At 59.7% G+C, this 19,103-nt stretch carries 20 protein-coding genes and 1 pseudogene; 16 read left to right on the top strand and 5 right to left on the bottom strand.

The window, feature by feature from the left end:
• The first annotated feature begins 183 nt into the window (after positions 1-183).
• Positions 184-1,320, top strand: coding sequence for an acyl-CoA dehydrogenase family protein (locus NVB75_RS15255; RefSeq protein ID WP_258348064.1), 1,137 nt, complete (start codon positions 184-186; stop codon positions 1,318-1,320).
• 123 nt (positions 1,321-1,443) lie between these two features.
• Here the strand turns inward: NVB75_RS15255 and NVB75_RS15250 are convergent, their stop codons facing one another.
• Entirely contained in the window at positions 1,444-2,484 is a 1,041-nt protein-coding gene (locus tag NVB75_RS15250) for an NADP(H)-dependent aldo-keto reductase (protein ID WP_258348063.1), read from the bottom strand.
• Positions 2,485-2,732: 248 nt separating this feature from the next.
• On the opposite strand from NVB75_RS15250, the gene rplM reads away from it, so the two are divergent.
• The 10 genes and pseudogenes from rplM to NVB75_RS15200 form a co-directional block, all read left to right on the top strand.
• Entirely contained in the window at positions 2,733-3,161 is a 429-nt protein-coding gene (rplM, locus tag NVB75_RS15245; RefSeq protein ID WP_003216032.1) for a 50S ribosomal protein L13, read from the top strand.
• A 14-nt stretch (positions 3,162-3,175) separates the two neighbouring features.
• Positions 3,176-3,568 (top strand): 30S ribosomal protein S9, encoded by a 393-nt coding sequence (gene rpsI / locus NVB75_RS15240; RefSeq protein ID WP_003216038.1) that lies wholly within the window; start codon positions 3,176-3,178, stop codon positions 3,566-3,568.
• Between the two features lie 266 nt (positions 3,569-3,834).
• Entirely contained in the window at positions 3,835-4,431 is a 597-nt protein-coding gene (petA, locus tag NVB75_RS15235) for a ubiquinol-cytochrome c reductase iron-sulfur subunit (RefSeq protein WP_003216040.1), read from the top strand.
• Positions 4,431-5,642 (top strand): cytochrome bc complex cytochrome b subunit, encoded by a 1,212-nt coding sequence (locus NVB75_RS15230; protein WP_076014447.1) that lies wholly within the window; start codon positions 4,431-4,433, stop codon positions 5,640-5,642. The genes petA and NVB75_RS15230 overlap by 1 nt, the downstream gene beginning before the upstream one ends.
• Positions 5,642-6,421, top strand: a complete 780-nt coding sequence (locus NVB75_RS15225; protein WP_258348059.1) for a cytochrome c1 — start codon at positions 5,642-5,644, stop codon at positions 6,419-6,421. The genes NVB75_RS15230 and NVB75_RS15225 overlap by 1 nt, the downstream gene beginning before the upstream one ends.
• A 145-nt stretch (positions 6,422-6,566) precedes the next feature.
• Positions 6,567-7,184 (top strand): glutathione S-transferase N-terminal domain-containing protein, encoded by a 618-nt coding sequence (locus NVB75_RS15220; RefSeq protein ID WP_010170749.1) that lies wholly within the window; start codon positions 6,567-6,569, stop codon positions 7,182-7,184.
• A 17-nt stretch (positions 7,185-7,201) separates the two neighbouring features.
• A complete protein-coding gene (locus NVB75_RS15215; RefSeq protein ID WP_003216051.1) occupies positions 7,202-7,621 on the top strand; it encodes a ClpXP protease specificity-enhancing factor in 420 nt (139 codons plus the stop codon).
• A gap of 170 nt (positions 7,622-7,791) precedes the next feature.
• Positions 7,792-8,541, top strand: coding sequence for a FadR/GntR family transcriptional regulator (locus NVB75_RS15210; protein WP_008437251.1), 750 nt, complete (start codon positions 7,792-7,794; stop codon positions 8,539-8,541).
• A 263-nt stretch (positions 8,542-8,804) separates the two neighbouring features.
• Positions 8,805-8,987, top strand: a complete 183-nt coding sequence (locus NVB75_RS15205; RefSeq protein ID WP_375378946.1) for an FCD domain-containing protein — start codon at positions 8,805-8,807, stop codon at positions 8,985-8,987.
• A gap of 114 nt (positions 8,988-9,101) precedes the next feature.
• Positions 9,102-9,230, top strand: a pseudogene (locus NVB75_RS15200) (GntR family transcriptional regulator); the annotation flags it as partial.
• 143 nt (positions 9,231-9,373) lie between these two features.
• Here NVB75_RS15200 and NVB75_RS15195 read toward each other — a convergent pair.
• Entirely contained in the window at positions 9,374-10,531 is a 1,158-nt protein-coding gene (locus tag NVB75_RS15195) for a phospholipase (protein WP_258348055.1), read from the bottom strand.
• Between the two features lie 234 nt (positions 10,532-10,765).
• Here NVB75_RS15195 and kdgD point away from each other — a divergent pair, with 234 nt between their 5' ends.
• The 5 genes from kdgD to NVB75_RS15170 all read left to right on the top strand — a co-directional run bounded on the left by kdgD (position 10,766) and on the right by NVB75_RS15170 (position 17,242).
• Positions 10,766-11,677: a 5-dehydro-4-deoxyglucarate dehydratase gene (gene kdgD / locus NVB75_RS15190; protein WP_003216058.1), complete on the top strand. Its 912-nt coding sequence runs from the start codon at positions 10,766-10,768 to the stop codon at positions 11,675-11,677.
• 54 nt (positions 11,678-11,731) lie between these two features.
• Positions 11,732-13,177, top strand: a complete 1,446-nt coding sequence (locus tag NVB75_RS15185) for an aldehyde dehydrogenase family protein (protein ID WP_258348053.1) — start codon at positions 11,732-11,734, stop codon at positions 13,175-13,177.
• An 87-nt stretch (positions 13,178-13,264) separates the two neighbouring features.
• Positions 13,265-14,629, top strand: a complete 1,365-nt coding sequence (locus tag NVB75_RS15180) for an MFS transporter (protein WP_167662905.1) — start codon at positions 13,265-13,267, stop codon at positions 14,627-14,629.
• A gap of 13 nt (positions 14,630-14,642) precedes the next feature.
• A complete protein-coding gene (gene garD / locus NVB75_RS15175; RefSeq protein WP_258348051.1) occupies positions 14,643-16,196 on the top strand; it encodes a galactarate dehydratase in 1,554 nt (517 codons plus the stop codon).
• Positions 16,197-16,300: 104 nt separating this feature from the next.
• Positions 16,301-17,242 (top strand): AEC family transporter, encoded by a 942-nt coding sequence (locus NVB75_RS15170; RefSeq protein ID WP_258348049.1) that lies wholly within the window; start codon positions 16,301-16,303, stop codon positions 17,240-17,242.
• On the opposite strand, the gene NVB75_RS15165 is transcribed toward NVB75_RS15170, so the two are convergent.
• Genes NVB75_RS15165 through NVB75_RS15155 form a run of 3 tightly spaced genes read right to left on the bottom strand, consistent with a single transcriptional unit; the run spans position 17,239 to position 19,093 of the window.
• On the bottom strand, positions 17,239-17,619 hold the full coding sequence (locus tag NVB75_RS15165) for a carboxymuconolactone decarboxylase family protein (RefSeq protein ID WP_063027132.1): 381 nt from the start codon (positions 17,617-17,619) through the stop codon (positions 17,239-17,241). The two genes, NVB75_RS15170 and NVB75_RS15165, sit on opposite strands and share 4 nt — an antisense overlap.
• Positions 17,616-18,662 carry a calcium/sodium antiporter gene (locus NVB75_RS15160; protein ID WP_258348638.1) on the bottom strand — a complete coding sequence of 349 codons (1,047 nt, stop codon included), beginning with the start codon at positions 18,660-18,662 and terminating at the stop codon, positions 17,616-17,618. Before NVB75_RS15160 ends, NVB75_RS15165 begins: the two co-directional genes overlap by 4 nt.
• Positions 18,663-18,721: 59 nt before the next feature.
• A complete protein-coding gene (locus tag NVB75_RS15155) occupies positions 18,722-19,093 on the bottom strand; it encodes a septal ring lytic transglycosylase RlpA family protein (RefSeq protein ID WP_093205155.1) in 372 nt (123 codons plus the stop codon).
• Between the last annotated feature and the right edge of the window lie 10 nt (positions 19,094-19,103).

The raw sequence follows: 19,103 nt of genomic DNA, 5'->3' as shown, positions 1-19,103 counted from the left end.
ACTGACGCGCCGCAAGGGCGTGGAGATTTGGTTAGACATAATTTCATTTATTCTTATAGGGGAAAGTGGTCACCAGACGGCTGGATCGTCTTATTTTTTGTCGCATGTGTCCAGTGTCCTGTGACGCCTTCGCGGCTTAGGCTCTGTGATCCGGTCTTGTCCGACAATTCACGCAGGTGACCCATGATTCCCAGAACCTTGTTCAGCTCGGAGCACGAACTCTTCCGCCAGAGCGTGCGCACCTTCCTCGAAAAAGACGCGGCGCCGTTCCACGGGCAATGGGAAAAGCAGGGCTATATCGACCGTAACCTGTGGAACAAGGCAGGGGAGGCGGGGATGCTCTGCTCGCATTTGCCGGAAGAGTACGGCGGCCTTGGGGCAGACTTTCTCTACAGCGCGGTGGTGATCGAGGAGATCAGCCGGCTGGGATTGACCGGGATTGGTTTCTCCCTGCATTCGGACATTGTTGCGCCCTACATCCTGCATTACGGCAGTGAGGCGCTGAAGCGCAAGTACCTGCCCAAGCTGATCTCCGGGGAAATGGTCACGGCGATTGCCATGACCGAGCCGGGGGCCGGGTCCGACCTGCAAGGGGTCAAGACCACGGCGGTGCTGGATGGCGATGAATACGTGATCAACGGCTCCAAGACGTTCATCACCAATGGCTTCCTGGCTGATCTGGTGATCGTCGTGGCCAAGACCGATCCCAAGGCCGGCGCCAAGGGCACCAGCCTGTTCCTGGTGGAAGCCAATACGCCGGGCTTCGACAAGGGCAAGCGCCTGGAGAAGGTCGGGATGAAGGCCCAGGATACGTCGGAGCTGTTCTTCCAGGATGTGCGAGTGCCCAAGGAGAATCTGCTGGGGCAGGCGGGGATGGGCTTTGCCTATCTGATGCAGGAGCTGCCGCAGGAGCGTTTGACGGTGGCCATCGGGGCGTTGTCGTCAGCCGAGGCGGCGTTGCAATGGACGCTGGAGTACACCCGCGACCGCAAGGCGTTCGGCAAGGCGATCATCGATTTCCAGAATACACGGTTCAAACTGGCGGAGATTGCGACGGAAACCCAGATTGGCCGGGTGTTTGTCGATAAGTGCATGGAACTGCATCTCGAAGGCAAGCTTGATGTGCCGACGGCCGCGATGGCCAAGTACTGGGCCACGGACCTGCAATGCAAGGTGCTGGATGAGTGTGTGCAGTTGCACGGTGGCTACGGCTTCATGTGGGAATATCCGATTGCGCGGGCCTGGGCGGATGCGCGGGTGCAGCGGATTTATGCGGGGACGAATGAGATCATGAAGGAGATCATCGCGCGGGCGCTTTGAATTCTTGGTGTTTTTGAGGGCCTCTTCGCGAGCAAGCCCGCTCCCACATTCGACCGAGTTCCAGCTTTGGAATGCAGTCGAATGTGGGAGCGGGCTTGCTCGCGAAGGCGGTCTAGAGATCAATCAAGGCGCAGGATTCGGATGATCCTTCTGGATCGCCTCAATCCCCGCCAGCACCTCATCCGACAGTTTCAGTTCGGCGCTGGCGATGTTGCTGTCCAACTGCTCCAGGGTCGTGGCGCCAATGATGTTGCTGGTCACGAACGGTTGCTGGGTTACAAACGCCAATGCCATCTGCGCCGGGTCCAGGCCGTGCTCACGGGCCAGTGCCACGTAACGGCTGCATGCAGCTTCCGACTGCGGGTTGAAGTAGCGACTGAAGCGGCTATAGAGGCTCAGGCGACCCTTGGCCGGGCGTGCGCCACCTTCGTATTTGCCGCTGAGCATGCCGAACGCCAGTGGCGAGTACGCCAGCAACCCACATTGCTCACGGATGGCGATTTCCGCCAGGCCCACTTCAAAGCTGCGGTTGAGCAGGTTGTAGGGGTTCTGAATCGACACGGCGCGGGTCCAGCCACGGGCTTCGGCCAGGGCCAGGAACTTCATGGTGCCCCACGGGGTTTCGTTGGACAGACCGATGTGGCGGATCTTGCCGGCCTTGACCTGCTCATCCAGGGCTTCGAGGGTTTCTTCCAGCGGTGTCAGGTCTTCTTCGGCCTTATGCTTGTAGCCCAGTTGGCCGAAAAAGTTGGTGCTCCGCTCCGGCCAGTGCAACTGGTAGAGGTCGATCCAGTCGGTTTGCAAGCGCTTGAGGCTCGCATCCAGGGCTTCGACGATGTGCTTGCGGTTGTGCTTGAGGCTGCCATCGCGGATGTAGTCGATGGTGTTGCCGGGGCCGGCGATCTTGCTGGCGAGGATCCAGTCGGCACGATCGCCGCGGCTTTTGAAGTAATTACCGATGTAGCGCTCGGTGGTGGCGTAGGTGTCGGCCTTGGGCGGCACCGGGTACATTTCCGCGGTGTCGAGGAAGTTGATTCCCGCGGCCTTGGCCCGTTCGATCTGTGCGAAGGCCTCTGCCTCGCTGTTCTGCTCGCCCCAGGTCATGGTGCCCAAGGCTATCGCGCTCACGTTCAGATCGGTTCGGCCCAGCTGTCGATAGTCCATCGGGTACTCCTTCAGGGAAAACAATCATAAAAGCAGGTTGAAATTTTTTTGGCAATCTGCATAATTGCCCACCTCTTTCTGCAGTGGAAGTGATGCGCCGCCTGCCGAAGAATCTTGCCGTTGAACGGACGCGCCGACCCGAGCCCCCGATAGCGTCTGTATCCGGCTGCCTTTGACTTGTCAAAGTACGCACTATTCAGTAAGATCCGCCGTCTAATTTACAGGGCGGCCCCTGAGGCTATTAAAGAATGACAACTTTTACTGCAAAACCAGAAACAGTTCAGCGCGACTGGTTTGTCGTCGACGCCGCTGGTCAGACCCTGGGTCGTCTGGCCACTGAAGTCGCCAGCCGTCTGCGTGGCAAGCACAAGCCTGAGTACACCCCTCACGTTGATACCGGTGACTACATTGTCATCATCAACGCTGAGCAGGTACGTGTTACCGGCAACAAAGCGCAAGACAAAATGTACTACCGTCACTCCGGTTTCCCAGGCGGTATCAAGTCTTCGAACTTCGAAGGCCTGATCTCCAAAAAGCCTGAAGCCCCGATTGAAATCGCGGTCAAAGGTATGCTGCCGAAGGGCCCACTGGGTCGCGACATGTATCGCAAGCTGAAAGTCTATGCGGGCGCTGCTCACCCTCATGCTGCTCAGCAGCCCCAAGAACTGAAGTTTTAACGGAATAGTTCATTATGTCGGCGACTCAAAATTACGGCACTGGCCGTCGCAAAACCGCTACCGCTCGCGTTTTCCTGCGTCCGGGTACTGGTAACATCTCGATCAACAACCGCACTCTGGAAAATTTCTTCGGTCGCGAAACTGCCCGCATGGTAGTTCGTCAGCCGCTGGAATTGACCGAGACCGTTGAAAAGTTCGACATCTACGTCACCGTTATCGGTGGCGGTGTAAGTGGTCAAGCTGGCGCAATCCGCCACGGTATCACTCGCGCTCTGATGCAGTACGACGAAACCCTGCGTGGCGCTCTGCGCAAAGCTGGCTTCGTGACTCGCGATGCTCGTGAAGTTGAACGTAAGAAAGTTGGTCTGCGTAAAGCGCGTAAGCGTCCGCAGTACTCGAAGCGTTAATTCGCTTTTACGTTCCAGAAAACGCCCAGCCTCCTCACGGAGCTGGGCGTTTTTTATTGCCTGCTATTTATGTAAAAAAATCTCTGTGACAACTTGCCACATCCGTAGAGCCCCTATACTCAAAGGCTTGGAGCCAGTGCCGGGGGTAATTACCTTGTCAGACGTGGGGCTTTTCATTACCATTCGGCAAAATTTTTATAAGTTCAGATTTAACACTTAGTAGACGCCTGATTTAACAGGCCACAAAGCTGATGGGAGAGGACTGAATGAGCAATGACGGCGTGAATGCAGGCCGGCGTCGCTTCTTGGTAGCAGCCACATCCGTGGTGGGTGCTGCAGGAGCGGTGGGGGCTGCGGTCCCGTTCGTGGGGTCATGGTTTCCCAGTGCCAAGGCGAAAGCCGCAGGTGCACCGGTGAAGGTGAATGTCAGCAAGATCGATCCAGGCCAGCAAATGATTGCTGAGTGGCGCGGTCAGCCAGTGTTCATCGTTCGTCGTACCGAGGAAATCCTGGGAAATCTGAAGAAGATCGAGGGCCAGTTGTCTGACCCCGACTCGAAGAATTCCGACCAACCCGCTTACGTCGATAAGGAAATTCGCTCGATCAAGCCGGAGATTCTGCTGCTGATCGGTATCTGCACCCACTTGGGTTGCTCTCCCACCTTCCGTCCGGAAGTGGCGCCTGCGGACCTGGGCAAGGACTGGGTCGGGGGCTATTTCTGCCCGTGCCACGGTTCTCACTACGACCTCGCTGGCCGCGTCTACAAGTCACAACCCGCACCACTGAACCTGCCAGTTCCGCCACATCACTACGAGACTGACAGTGTCATTGTCATTGGCGTCGACGAGGGGGAGAAAGCCTGATGAGCAAGTTCATGGATTGGGTGGATGCGCGCTTCCCCGCGACCAAGATGTGGGAAGACCATCTCAGCAAGTACTACGCACCGAAGAATTTCAACTTCTTCTATTTCTTTGGCTCCCTGGCACTTTTGGTACTGGTCAACCAGATCGTTACCGGTGTCTGGCTGACGATGAGCTACACCCCGTCGGCCGAAGAAGCCTTCGCCTCCGTCGAATACATCATGCGCGACGTCGAGTACGGCTCGATCCTGCGTCTGCTGCACTCCACCGGCGCCTCGGCGTTCTTCATCGTCGTCTACATGCACATGTTCCGCGGCTTGCTCTACGGCTCGTACCAGAAGCCTCGCGAGCTGGTATGGGTGTTCGGCATGCTGATCTACCTGGCGCTGATGGCCGAGGCCTTCATGGGTTACCTGCTGCCGTGGGGCCAGATGTCCTATTGGGGCGCCCAGGTGATCATCTCGCTGTTTGGTGCGATCCCGGTCATCGGCAACGACCTGACCCAGTGGATTCGTGGTGACTACCTGATTTCCGGGATCACCCTGAACCGCTTCTTCGCCTTGCACGTGGTGGCCTTGCCCATCGTGATTCTCGGCCTGGTGGTGCTGCACATTCTGGCACTGCACGAAGTGGGTTCGAACAACCCCGATGGCGTGGACATCAAGAAGCACAAGGACGAAAACGGCGTACCGCTGGACGGCATTCCGTTCCACCCGTACTACACCGTGAAAGATATCGTCGGCGTGGTGGTGTTCCTGTTCATCTTCTGCTCGATCGTGTTCTTTTTCCCGGAGATGGGCGGTTATTTCCTCGAGAAACCGAACTTCGAACAGGCAAACGCCTTCAAGACCCCGGAACACATTGCCCCGGTCTGGTACTTCACCCCGTTCTACGCGATCTTGCGGGCGATTCCCGACAAGCTCATGGGTGTGATCGCCATGGGTGCGGCGATTGCGGTGCTGTTCGTGCTGCCTTGGCTCGACCGTAGCCCGGTCAAGTCCATGCGCTACAAGGGCTGGCTGAGCAAGATCTGGCTGTGGGTGTTCTGCATTTCGTTCGTGATCCTGGGTGTACTGGGCGTATTGGCGCCGACTCCGGAGCGTACGTTGCTGTCGCAGGTCTGCACCTTCCTGTACTTCGCCTACTTCATTCTGATGCCGTTCTATACCCGGCTCGAGAAGACCAAACCGGTACCGGATAGGGTGACTGGCTGATGAAAAAATTATTCGTTGCATTCATTCTTGCGGCCCTGCCGCTGCTGTCTTTCGCCGCTGAACACGGCCCAGAGCTGGAAAAAGTCGACATCGACGTGTCGGACAAGGCCGCGATGCAGGACGGGCTGCGTACGTTCACCAACTACTGCATGGGCTGCCACAGTGCCAAGTTCCAGCGTTACGAGCGTGTGGCCGACGATCTGGGCATTCCCCATGACGTGATGCTCAGCCACTCGGTGTTCACCGGTGCGAAGATCGGCGACCACATGACCATCGGCATGCAGCCAGCCGACGCCAAGACCTGGTTCGGGGCTGCACCGCCCGACCTGACCCTGGTGGCCCGTGTGCGTGGCACCGATTGGCTCTACGGCTACCTGAAATCCTTCTACGAAGACCCGTCGCGTCCGTACGGCGTGAACAACAAAGTGTTCCCGAACGTCGGTATGCCTAACGTTCTGGTCGGCCTGCAAGGCCGCCAAGTGGTAGGATGCAAGCAAGTACAAATCGTCGAAGACGGCAAGAAGCAGTATGATCCGCTCACCGGTACGCCTTTGACTCATGAAGCGTGCGATCAGCTGACCATAGTGCCGAAGACCGGCGCGCTGAACGAAGAGCAGTTCGACGAGAAGGTCAAGAATCTGGTGACCTTCCTGGCCTACTCGGCCAACCCAGTGAAGCTGCAGCATCAGCGCATTGGTACCTATGTGTTGCTGTACCTGGCCTTCTTCTTCGTGTTCGCCTATCTGCTGAAACGCGAATACTGGAAGGATGTGCATTGATCCAACCGTAAGTAATTGCTGTTAATCTTGCGCGCCCAGCGGCATCTCTGAAGGTAAGTCTGGTTTATCCAGGCGTCACGGAGATGCTCACTGGGCGCGCTCGTTTTTGAGCTTCCGATAATTTCAACAAGCGAGGAGGACCGCCATGGGCGTGACCAATCGGTTGGCCTGTTACTCCGACCCCGCCGACCACTATTCCCACCGAGTACGCATCGTGCTCGCAGAGAAGGGTGTCAGCGCAGAGATCATTACTGTAGAGGCTGGTCGTCACCCGCCGAAACTGATCGAAGTGAACCCTTACGGCAGCTTGCCCACCCTGGTCGATCGTGACCTGGCGTTGTGGGAGTCAACCGTGGTGATGGAATACTTGGATGAGCGTTATCCCCATCCGCCGTTGTTGCCGGTATATCCGGTGGCGCGTGCCAACAGCCGCCTGCTGATCCATCGGATCCAGCGTGACTGGTGTGGCCTGGTGGACCTGATTCTGGATTCACGCAGCAAAGAAGCGGCCCGGGTTCAGGCGCGCAAGGAATTGCGCGAGAGCCTGACCGGTGTTTCGCCGTTATTTGCCGACAAACCTTTTTTCCTCAGCGAGGAACAAAGTCTGGTGGATTGCTGCCTATTACCCATACTCTGGCGCTTGCCGATTTTGGGCATTGAATTGCCGCGGCCTGCCAAGCCGCTGCTTGACTACATGGAGCGCCAGTTTGCGCGTGAGGCTTTCCAGGCGAGTCTGTCTGGTGTCGAACGCGATATGCGCTAAGGCTTAAGGAGCCGTTGATGAACTCCAGTCGACCTTACCTGGTCCGCGCGCTCTATGAGTGGATAGTGGACAACGATTGCACCCCGCACATGCTGGTCAATTCCGAGTTTCCCGCGGTTCAGGTACCGCAAGGTTTTGCCAGTGACGGACAAATCGTCCTGAACGTTTCACCCAGTGCCGTGCGACACCTGCACATGGACAATGAAGCGGTCAGCTTTGAAGGGCGTTTCGGTGGTGTGCCGCATACGCTGTTCGTGCCCATCGGCGCCATCCTCGGGATTTACGCCCGGGAAAATGGCCAGGGCATGGTGTTTGATCTGGAGTCGTCCCTTGAGGATGACGAAGCGATCGAGCTCGAAGGCGAAGATGATGTGCCGCCGCCGGATTCCGAGCCACCGCGCCCAAGCGGTCGGCCGAGTCTGAAAGTGGTGAAGTAACAAGGCGCAGGCCCTTGAGCCAGTGTTGAAAATGCCTCGGTGATGCCGGGGCATTTTTTTGCCTGGGGAAAACCTCGTCGGTTATGGATGAAAGTCATGACAGGACGGTGATCGTACAACCGCCATGGGCTATCATGCGTGCTTCAGATCGCCGAGACAGATGATTCATCATGGAAAACTCCAGCGCCGCCCCTCGTCTTCCCCGCAAGCGCCGCAGCCTTGCCCAGGAATTGGTCACGGTGTTGTCCGAGCAGATCCGCGACGGCCAACTCAAACGTGGTGACAAACTGCCCACCGAGTCGGCGATTATGGACGCCCATGGGGTCAGCCGCACCGTGGTGCGTGAAGCCATCTCGCGATTGCAGGCGGCCGGGCAGGTGGAAACCCGCCATGGCATCGGTACCTTTGTGCTGGATACGCCAAGCCCCAGCGGTTTCCGGATCGACCCGGCTACTGTCGTGACCCTGCGGGATGTACTGGCCATTCTTGAACTGCGGATCAGCCTGGAAGTGGAGTCTGCCGGGCTTGCCGCCCAGCGTCGTAGCGACGAGCAATTGGCCGGCATGCGTGCTGCCCTCGATGCCCTGAACGAAAGTGCGGCTCACGCCGGTGATGCGGTAGCGTCGGACTTCCAGTTCCACCTGCAGATTGCCCTGTCCACCGGCAACCGCTACTTCACCGACATCATGACTCACCTGGGCACCAGCATCATTCCACGCACGCGGCTGAACTCGGCACGCCTGGCCCATGATGACCAGCAGCACTACATGAGCCGCCTGAGCCGCGAACACGAAGAGATCTATGAAGCGATCGCTCGCCAGGATTCGGACGCGGCACGGGCGGCCATGCGTTTGCACCTGACCAACAGCCGTGAGCGGCTACGCCATGCCCATGAAGAGGCAGAAGCCCAGCGCGGCTAGTGCCTATTCAAATGTAGGAGCTGTCGAGCCCCGGCGAGGCTGCGATGCAGGTGCTGAGGTCTGGCAGGTTCATCGAGTCGATCCCATCGCAGCCTCGCCAAGGCTCGACAGCTCCCACCGATCTATGAAGCGATCGCTCGCCAGGATTCGGATGCGGCACGGGCGGCCATGCCCATGAAGAGGCAGAAGCTCAGCGCGGCTAATGCCTATTCAAATGTAGGAGCTGTCGAGCCCCGGCGAGGCTGCGATGCAGGCGCTGAGGTCTGGCAGGTTCACCGAGTCGCTCCCATCGCAGCCTCGCCAAGGCTCGACAGCTCCCACCGATCTATGAAGCGATCGCTCGCCAGGATTCGGACGCGGCACGGGCGGCCATGCGTTTGCACCTGACCAACAGCCGTGAGCGGCTGCGCCATGTCCATGAAGAGGCAGAAGCGCAGCGCGGCTAGTGCCTATTCAAATGTAGGAGCTGTCGAGCCCCAGCGAGGCTGCGATGCAGGCGCTGAGGTCTGGCAGGTTCACCGAGTCGATCCCATCGCAGCCTCGCCAAGGCTCGACAGCTCCCACAGATCTATGAAGCGATCGCTCGCCAGGATTCGGATGCGGCACCGGCGGCCATGCGTTTGCACCTGACCAACAGCCGTGAGCGGCTACGCCATGCCCATGAAGAGGCAGAAGCCCCGCGCGGCTAGTGCCTATTCAAATGTAGGAGCTGTCGAGCCCCAGCGAGGCTGCGATGCAGGCGCTGAGGTCCGGCAGGTTCACCGAGTCGCTCCCATCGCAGCCTCGCCGGGGCTCGACAGCTCCCACATTTGGTTTTTTGTTGCCTGGAAGATTAGCTGGCAGGCTGGTTTGGCTTGTAGTCCTTCAGCAACAGATACGTACTCCAACCCCACCAGTCATTGGTCCACTGCTTGTCATTCAGGTTGTTGACGTCCTTGCGCCGCAGCACCTTGTCGCCTTCTGCCTTGAACAGCGGCGAGAAGTTATTCGCCGGATTTTGCGCGGCGTTCAGGTCCGGCACATACAGCGGCGCCTTGAAGTTGGCCGGGGAGGGCGCTACGCCGCTGATAAAGGTTTCGAAGATCTCATCCGCCGAGGCCTGCACGGCACGTTTGACCATGGCCCGGTTGGCCGCGTCGCTGCTGTCGAAGTAGCGTTTATCACCGTAAGCGTGCCACTGATCGCCGAAGGCATTGCGCACATTGAGCCCGAACTTGCTGTCTTCATCGTGCATGAAGCGGCTGATCAGCGAGCCCAGTTCACCCGGTGTTACCACCGCCGCCAGTTGCTTGCGCGGTACCCGCAAGTGGCCGGCGGAAAATAGATCGGTCAAAAAGTGATCAGCAAAGCCGTTCATGGCATAGGCCAGTTCCAGCGCCTGGTCGGTGCCGGTCTGATGAGCGACGACGGCTTGTTGCAGGGCTGCCGTATGCCCCGCCAGATACGCTGCCAACGCCCATTCGCCGAAGTGGTCGGCATTGTCTGCCGCCAGTTTCAGGTAGCGTCCCAGTGGAATCAGCGCCGAAACGGCACTGCCGCCGCCGGTGATGCGGTTCCATTCCTCGGACAAGGTGTCACCCAGTGCGTCATACGCTTCATGGGGTTGCTTGCCATCCTTGATCGCCTGGTTAACCGCGTTGATCTCCTTTTGCATCACCGCGAGGATCTTGCCCGCTTCCTCTCGCGATGCCGGCAATACCGCCAACGAGTTGAACGCATCGGTAAAGCGCTGCACGCGGTCAGCAGGCGATGCGCCCTCGTTGATGGGGCGCCCGGGAATGCCATAGAAGTCGCCGCCCAGGGCAATGATCTGGCCGTAGCTCAGGGCCAGGCCGTTGGGCAGGTGCAATTCGACCTGCCGCGCGGGGATCGCCGGGGCGCCCTTGACGAAGCGCAACAGGGTGTCGTCGCCAATGGCCGTGTGTTCACCGCCTTCGAAGCGCAGGGTGGGTGGTCGTTTTTCAGGTGTGGCGAGTTCAAGATCTGACATGTTAGCTCCTTGCTATGTCGTAGGAATCTTCCGTAATAACTGTATGTATATACAGTTAAATCGAGCATAGAGGAAAAAATTCCTACGTCAAGAACGCCGCATTGAGGCCTGACCCGCATGAAGGTTGATGAATTGCAGTTGACGAATATTTTTATAGTTGTACGATGACGTACGACATCAAGATAACCATCCGTAATCTCTCAACAGAAAGTCTTCGCCCAGGGTGTTCGAATAATGAATCCACAAGAACTGAAGTCCATCCTCTCTCACGGTCTGCTGTCTTTCCCGGTAACCGATTTCAACGCCCAGGGTGATTTCCACCAGGCGGGCTACATCAAGCGTCTGGAATGGCTGGCCCCTTACGGCGCTACCGCCTTGTTCGCCGCTGGCGGCACCGGTGAGTTTTTCTCCCTGGCGGCCAGCGAATATTCGCAAGTGGTGAAAACCGCGGTGGATACCTGCGCCACCAGCGTGCCGATTTTGGCCGGTGTCGGCGGTGCGACCCGCCAGGCCATCGAGTACGCCCAGGAAGCCGAGCGTCTTGGCGCCAAAGGCCTGCTGCTGCTGCCGCACTACCTGACCGAAGCCAGCCAGGATGGGGTTGCCGCCCACGTTGAAGCGGTGTGCAAGTCGGTCAAGATCGGTGTCGTGGTCTACAACCGCAACGTCTGCCGCTTGACCGCGCCGCTGCTGGAACGCCTGGCCGAGCGCTGCCCGAACCTGATCGGCTACAAGGACGGCCTGGGTGACATTGAATTGATGGTGTCGATCCGCCGTCGTCTCGGTGACCGTTTCAGCTACCTGGGCGGCTTGCCGACTGCAGAGGTTTACGCCGCTGCCTACAAGGCCCTGGGCGTGCCGGTGTACTCCTCGGCGGTGTTCAACTTCATTCCAAAAACCGCGATGGATTTCTACCACGCCATCGCCCGGGAAGATCACGCCACCGTCGGCAAGATCATCGACGACTTCTTCCTGCCGTACCTCGACATCCGTAACCGCAAGGCCGGTTACGCCGTGAGCATCGTCAAGGCCGGGGCGAAAATCGTCGGCTATGACGCCGGCCCCGTGCGTACGCCGCTGACCGATCTGCTGCCGGAAGAATACGAAGCCCTGGCCGCGCTGATCGACAAGCAAGGCGCGCAATAACCCATCACCAAGGCCGCTGAGTAATCAGCGGCTTTTTGCGTCAGGAGAGAATTCGTGTCCCAAGCCAAGCGTTTTGAAAACTACATCGGTGGCCAGTGGGTTGCCGGCGCCGACTACTCGGCCAACATCAACCCGTCGGAGTTGTCTGATGTCATTGGCGAATACGCCAAGGCTGACCTAGCCCAAGTCCACGCGGCCATCGACGCTGCGCGCGCTGCATTCCCAGCCTGGTCCACTTCCGGCATCCAGGCGCGTCATGACTCCCTGGATAAAGTCGGCACCGAAATCCTCGCCCGTCGCGAAGAGCTTGGCACTCTGCTGGCCAGGGAAGAGGGCAAGACCTTGCCGGAAGCCATCGGCGAAGTGACCCGCGCCGGTAACATCTTCAAGTTCTTCGCGGGTGAATGCCTGCGCCTGTCCGGCGACTACCTGCCGTCGGTGCGTCCGGGCGTCAATGTCGAAGTGACCCGTGAGGCGTTGGGCGTCGTTGGCCTGATCACCCCGTGGAACTTCCCGATTGCCATCCCGGCCTGGAAGATCGCGCCGGCCCTGGCCTACGGCAACTGCGTGGTGCTCAAGCCGGCTGAACTGGTACCGGGCTGCGCCTGGGCCCTGGCCGAAATCATCTCCCGCGCCGGCTTCCCCGCCGGTGTGTTCAACCTGGTGATGGGCAGCGGCCGTGTGGTGGGTGATGCCATGGTCAACAGCCCGAAAGTCGACGGCATCAGCTTCACCGGCTCGGTGGGCGTAGGTCGTCAGATTGCCGTCAGCTGCGTGTCGCGCCAGGCCAAGGTGCAGTTGGAAATGGGCGGCAAGAACCCGCAGATCATTCTCGACGATGCCGACCTCAAGCAAGCGGTCGAGCTGTCGGTGCAGAGCGCGTTCTACTCCACCGGCCAGCGTTGCACCGCGTCCAGCCGCTTTATCGTCACCGCCGGGATTCACGACCAGTTCGTCGCCGCCGTGGCTGAGCGGATGAAGTCGATCAAGGTCGGCCACGCGCTGAAAAGCGGTACCGACATTGGCCCGGTCGTCTCCCAAGCGCAGTTGGACCAGGACTTGAAGTACATCGACATCGGCCAGAGCGAAGGTGCCCGGTTGGTCAGCGGTGGTGAACTGGTGACGTGCGACACCGAAGGCTACTTCCTCGCGCCGACGCTGTTTGCCGACAGCGAAGCCGCAATGCGCATCAGCCGCGAAGAGATCTTCGGCCCGGTGGCCAACGTGGTGCGCGTGGCGGATTACGAGGCGGCGCTGGCGATGGCCAACGACACCGAGTTCGGTCTCTCGGCCGGTATCGCTACCACGTCGCTGAAGTATGCCAACCACTTCAAGCGCCATTCCCAGGCTGGGATGGTGATGGTCAATCTGCCGACGGCCGGCGTGGATTACCACGTTCCGTTCGGTGGCCGTAAGGGTTCATCCTACGGTTCGCGTGAGCAGGGTCGCTATGCGCAAGAGTTCTACACCGTGGTGAAAACCAGCTACATCGGTTCGTAACGGCAACATCCTGTGGCGGGTCCGTGCCCGCCGCAGGCTTACAATTTGTTTACCCGCAAAAAAAATAATTAGTGGGAGTACATCTTCATGCAAGCGACCAAGCCGACCCATGTCCGCTATTTGATTCTGCTCATGCTGTTTCTGGTGACCACGATCAACTACGCCGACCGGGCCACCATCGCCATCGCCGGCTCCAGCCTGCAAAAAGACCTCGGTATCGACGCGGTCACCCTCGGCTATATTTTCTCCGCATTCGGTTGGGCCTACGTGGCCGGGCAAATTCCCGGCGGCTGGCTGCTGGACCGATTCGGTTCGAAAAAAGTCTACGCCCTGAGTATTTTCACCTGGTCACTGTTCACCGTGCTGCAAGGCTATGTCGGTGAATTCGGTGTATCCACGGCCATCGTTGCGCTGTTCATGTTGCGATTCCTGGTGGGCCTGGCTGAAGCGCCATCCTTTCCCGGAAATGCCCGCATCGTGGCGGCGTGGTTTCCTACGGCCGAACGCGGGACTGCCTCGGCGATCTTCAACTCGGCGCAGTACTTTGCGACCGTACTGTTCGCGCCGCTGATGGGCTGGATCGTCTACACCTTCGGCTGGCAGCACGTGTTCGTGGTGATGGGCGGCATCGGTATCGTGTTCTCGCTGATCTGGCTGAAAGTTATCCACAGCCCGCGCCAGCACCCGATGATCAACGAGGCTGAGTTCCAGCACATCGCTGCCAACGGGGCCATGGTCGACATGGACCAGGACAAGGGCAGAGGCAAGAAAACCGACGGCCCTAAGTGGGATTACATCCGTCAGTTGCTGACCAACCGCATGATGCTCGGCGTGTACCTGGGCCAGTACTGCATCAATGGCATCACCTATTTCTTCCTGACGTGGTTCCCGGTGTACCTGGTTCAAGAACGCGGCATGACGATCCTCAAGGCCGGCTTCATCGCGTCCTTGCCGGCGATCTGCGGCTTTATCGGCGGCGTGTTGGGCGGGGTGATTTCCGACTACCTGCTGCGCAAGGGCCATTCGCTGACCTTCGCCCGCAAGGCGCCGATCATTGGTGGCTTGCTGATTTCCAGCAGCATTGTCGCGTGCAACTACGTGGATATCGAATGGATGGTGGTGGGCTTCATGGCCCTGGCCTTCTTCGGTAAAGGCGTTGGCGCACTGGGCTGGGCGGTGGTGTCCGACACTTCGCCGAAACAAATCGCAGGTTTGAGTGGCGGTTTGTTCAACATGTTCGGCAACCTGGCTTCCATCAGCACCCCGATCGTGATCGGCTACATCATCAGCACCACTGGCTCCTTCAAGTGGGCGCTGGTGTTCGTCGGTGCCAACGCGTTGCTGGCGGTGTTCAGCTACCTGGTAATCGTCGGCCCGATCAAGCGTGTGGTGCTCAAAGAGCCGCCGGCCAAAGGCCCTGAGCTGACTAAACTTTCCCAAGCGCATTCCTGAAGGGGCCCGCGTCATGCAGTTGATTGAACATGCCGATTCGCCACGCTCCATCCGTTTGCACGCGCTGGATAACGTGGTGATTGTGGTCAACGACCAGGGTGTACCGGCGGGAACCGAGTTTCCCGATGGCCTGGTGACGGTGGATTTCATTCCCCAAAGCCACAAGGTGACCCTGGAAGATATTCCCGAAGGCGGCCGGATCATTCGCTACGGCCAGACCATCGGTTATGCCTTGCGCCCGATTCCGCGCGGCAGTTGGGTCCAGGAAGATCAACTGCGCATGCCCACGGCGCCGCCGCTGGACAGCTTGCCGCTGTCCACCGAAGTGCCCGAGACCCAGGCGCCCCTGGAGGGTTTTACCTTCGAGGGTTATCGCAATGCCGACGGCACCGTCGGCACGCGCAATATCCTCGGCATCACCACCACGGTGCAGTGCGTCACGGGCGTGCTGGACCATGCAGTGAAGCGCATCAAGGACGAGTTGCTGCCCAAGTACCCGAACGTCGATGACGTGGTGGCGCTGACCCACAGCTACGGCTGCGGCGTAGCGATTACGGCCACCGACGCCTACATCCCGATTCGCACTGTGCGCAATCTGGCGCGCAACCCGAACCTGGGCGGTGAAGCCCTGGTGATCAGCCTGGGTTGCGAGAAATTGCAGGCCGGGCAGGTGATGCACGACAACGACAGCTCGGTAGATCTGAGTGAGCCATGGCTGTATCGGTTGCAAGACTCCAGCCACGGCTTTACTGAAATGATCGAACAGATCATGGCATTGGCCGAAACCCGACTGAAGAAACTCGACCAGCGCCGGCGGGAAACGGTACCGGCGTCTGAGTTGATTCTCGGCATGCAGTGCGGTGGCAGTGATGCGTTTTCCGGCATTACCGCCAACCCGGCGTTGGGGTATGCCTCCGATCTGCTGCTGCGGGCGGGCGCGACGGTGATGTTTTCCGAAGTGACCGAAGTGCGCGATGCCATCTACCTGCTGACTTCCCGTGCGGAAAACCAGGATGTAGCCCGGGAGCTGGTGCGGGAAATGGACTGGTATGACCGCTATCTGGCCAAGGGCGAGGCGGATCGCAGCGCCAACACTACGCCGGGGAACAAGAAGGGCGGGTTGTCGAATATTGTCGAGAAGTCGCTGGGGTCGATCGTCAAGTCGGGCAGCAGTGCGATCAATGGCGTGCTCGGCCCGGGCGAACGGTTCAATCGCAAGGGCCTGATTTTTTGCGCCACACCGGCCAGTGATTTTGTATGCGGGACGTTGCAGTTGGCGGCGGGGATGAATTTGCATGTCTTCACTACCGGGCGTGGCACGCCCTATGGGCTGGCGATGGCGCCGGTGGTGAAGGTCTCGACCCGGACGGAGCTGGCGCAGCGTTGGCCTGACCTGATTGACATCGACGCCGGGCGGATCGCCACCGGCCGGGCGACGATTGAGGAGCTGGGTTGGGAGTTGTTCCACTTCTACCTGGATGTGGCCAGCGGCAAAAAGCAGACGTGGGCGGAGCAGCACAAGCTGCATAACGACATTACGTTGTTCAATCCGGCACCGATTACTTAAGACCGAGTCGCCTGCTTGCTCGCGAAAGCGGTAGTCCAGACGAAGCTGGCCATGCTGGCTTATCATTAGCCACCTACCGACGCCCACCCAAGGTTCTCCCCGGCATGCTGGCTATCTTCCTACAAACCCTGAACATCACCGCGCCGGTGTTTGCCATGCTGTTCCTGGGCGTACTGCTCAAGCGCATCAACTGGATCAACGACAACTTTATCCACACCGCCTCGGCCCTGGTGTTCAACGTCACCATGCCGGCGTTGCTGTTTCTCGGGATTCTCCACGCCGACCTGCATTCGGCCCTCAAGCCGGGCCTGCTGATCTATTTCGCGGTTGCCACGCTGTTGAGCTTCGCCCTGGCCTGGGGCTGGGCGATCTTTCGGTGCCCGCGTGTAGACCGTGGCATTTACGCCCAAGGCGCTTTCCGCGGTAACAACGGGGTGATCGGCCTGGCGCTGGCGGCCAGCATGTACGGCGACTACGGGATTTCCCTTGGCGCGGTGCTCGCGGCGCTGGTGATCCTGTTCTACAACACCCTGTCGACCATCGTGCTGGCGGTGTACAGCCCGGTGATCAAGTCCGACCCGTGGAGCATCTTCAAGAGCGTGCTGGCCAACCCGTTGATCATCAGCGTGATCGCAGCGGCGCCCTTCGCGTACTTCCAGATCGGCTTGCCTGGCTGGCTGGAATCCTCCGGGCAGTACCTGGCGGACATGACCTTGCCATTGGCATTGATCTGCATCGGCGGCACGTTGTCGCTGGCGGCACTGCGCAAAAGCGGGGACATGGCCCTGAGTGCCAGCCTGATGAAGATGATCTGGCTGCCGGTGCTCGCTACCTTTGGCGCTTGGCTGCTGGGGTTCCGTGGGCCGGAGCTGGGGATTCTGTTCCTGTACTTCGGTGCGCCCACAGCAGCGGCCAGTTTTGTCATGGCACGGGCGGCGGAGGGCAATCATGAGCTGGCGGCCGCGATTATCGTGATCACCACCTTGATGGCGGCGGTGACCACGAATATCGGGATTTTCGTGTTGCAGGCGGGCGGCTGGATCTAGGCGTCTTTCTGGTAGCTGTCGATCACTTCCTGAGCGGCGCGGAAGGCGTCAATCGCCGCTGGCACGCCGGCATACACCGCACAATGCAGCAGCGCCTCGCGAATCTCCTCCACGGTGCAACCGTTGTTCAGCGCGCCGCGCACGTGGCCCTTGAGTTCCTGTGGGCACTTCAGCGCGGTCAGCGCGGCGAGGGTGATCAGGCTGCGGGTTTTCAGCGGCAAGCCTTCGCGGTTCCACACGCTGCCCCAGGCATGTTCGTTGACGAAATCCTGCAGCGGCTGGCTGAACTCGGTGGCATTGCCCAGCGCCCGATCGACAAACACATCACCCATCACCTGGCGGCGCACTTCAACGCCGGGCTTTTTCTGTTCGGTCATTGCGATTCCCTCTTGTGTTGGCGGCGCCAGGCTCGCAGCGAGGTGAACAACAGGAAAGCCACCAGCGCTGGCAGGACGTAATACAGCATCAGTTGTTCAAGCTTGTTGGCCAGCGGCATGCCGAAGGTAAACGACACCACATGCAGCCCGTACACCAGGTACAGGCCCAGGAACACCAGGCCTTCGGCCCGAGTGACGCGGTAGCCCGAATAAAACACTGGCAGGCACAGTGCGACCACGCCGAGCATCACCGGCAAGTCGAAATCCAGGGCGTTGGGCGACACTGACAGCGGCGAGGGCGCCACCAGTGCAGTAAAACCCAGCACCCCAAGCAGGTTGAACAGGTTGCTGCCGATCACGTTGCCCACGGCAATTTCCCGCTGGCCGCGCAGGGCCGCGATCAACGAGGTGGCCAGGCAGGGCAGGGAGGTGCCGACGCCAATCAGCGTCAGGCCGATGATGCGTTCCGACAGCCCGAGGTCAGAGGCCACGTCCACTGCAGCGCCCAGCACCAGATGCCCGGCGAGTACCAGGATCAACAGCCCGCCGATCATCAGCAGCACGCTGCTCAGCCACGGCGCTTGCACCACGGTGTCCCGGGTGCGAGGCCGACGGGAGTGGCGGGTCTGGTAGAGCAACACGCCGAGGTAGGCCACCAGCGCCACCAACAGCAACAGGCCATCAACCGGCGTCAGCTCTTCATTGGCGGCGAGCACAAACAGCAGCAGGCTGGCGAGGATCATCATCGGGATGTCCAGGCGCACCAGTTGCCGTGAAACCCGCAGTGGAATGATCAGGGCTGCCAGGCCAAGGGTCACGAGGGTATTGAAGATACTGCTGCCGATCACACTGCCGACGGCGATGTCGGTGTTGTCCGCCAGGGTGGCTTGCAAGCTGATCGCCATCTGCGGCGCACTGCTGCCAAAGGCGACGATGCTCAGGCCGATGATCAGCGGACGCACCTTGAGGCTGGCTGCCAGGCGTACGGCGGCGCGCACCAATACTTCGGCACCGAAGATCAACAGCAGCAGGCCGCTGATCAGTTCGATCACGCTAAAGGGCGAGAGGGCGGTTAATGCGGAAATGGCCAGGGCTCCGTCGGTCAGTTGCTGAGGGCTTGCACGCGAACACGCGCGGTGCCGCTGCCTATCATACCCAGCTGTGCGGCGGCTTTGCGCGAAAGGTCGATCAGGCGCCCACGGGTGTGCGGGCCGCGATCGTTGATGCGGACAACGACGCTTCTGTTGTTGTCGAGGTTGGTGACCTTCACTTGCGTGCCGAAGGGCAGGCGACGGTGGGCGGCGGTCAAGGCATTCTGGTTGAACGGTTCACCGCTGGCAGTGCGATTACCGTGGTGTTTGGCGCCGTAGTAAGAGGCGGTGCCGGTTTCGTCGTAGCCGTTGGGGTCGATGAGGCCGCTGGCGCAGCCGGCGAGTAGAGAGAACAAGGCCAACAGGCCGAGTAGACGCTTCATTTTCAAGGTT

The sequence above is a fragment of the Pseudomonas sp. CBS genome (genome assembly GCF_024734645.1).
Classification (GTDB): Bacteria; Pseudomonadota; Gammaproteobacteria; order Pseudomonadales; family Pseudomonadaceae; genus Aquipseudomonas.
This window is presented reverse-complemented; position numbering and strand designations above follow the sequence as displayed.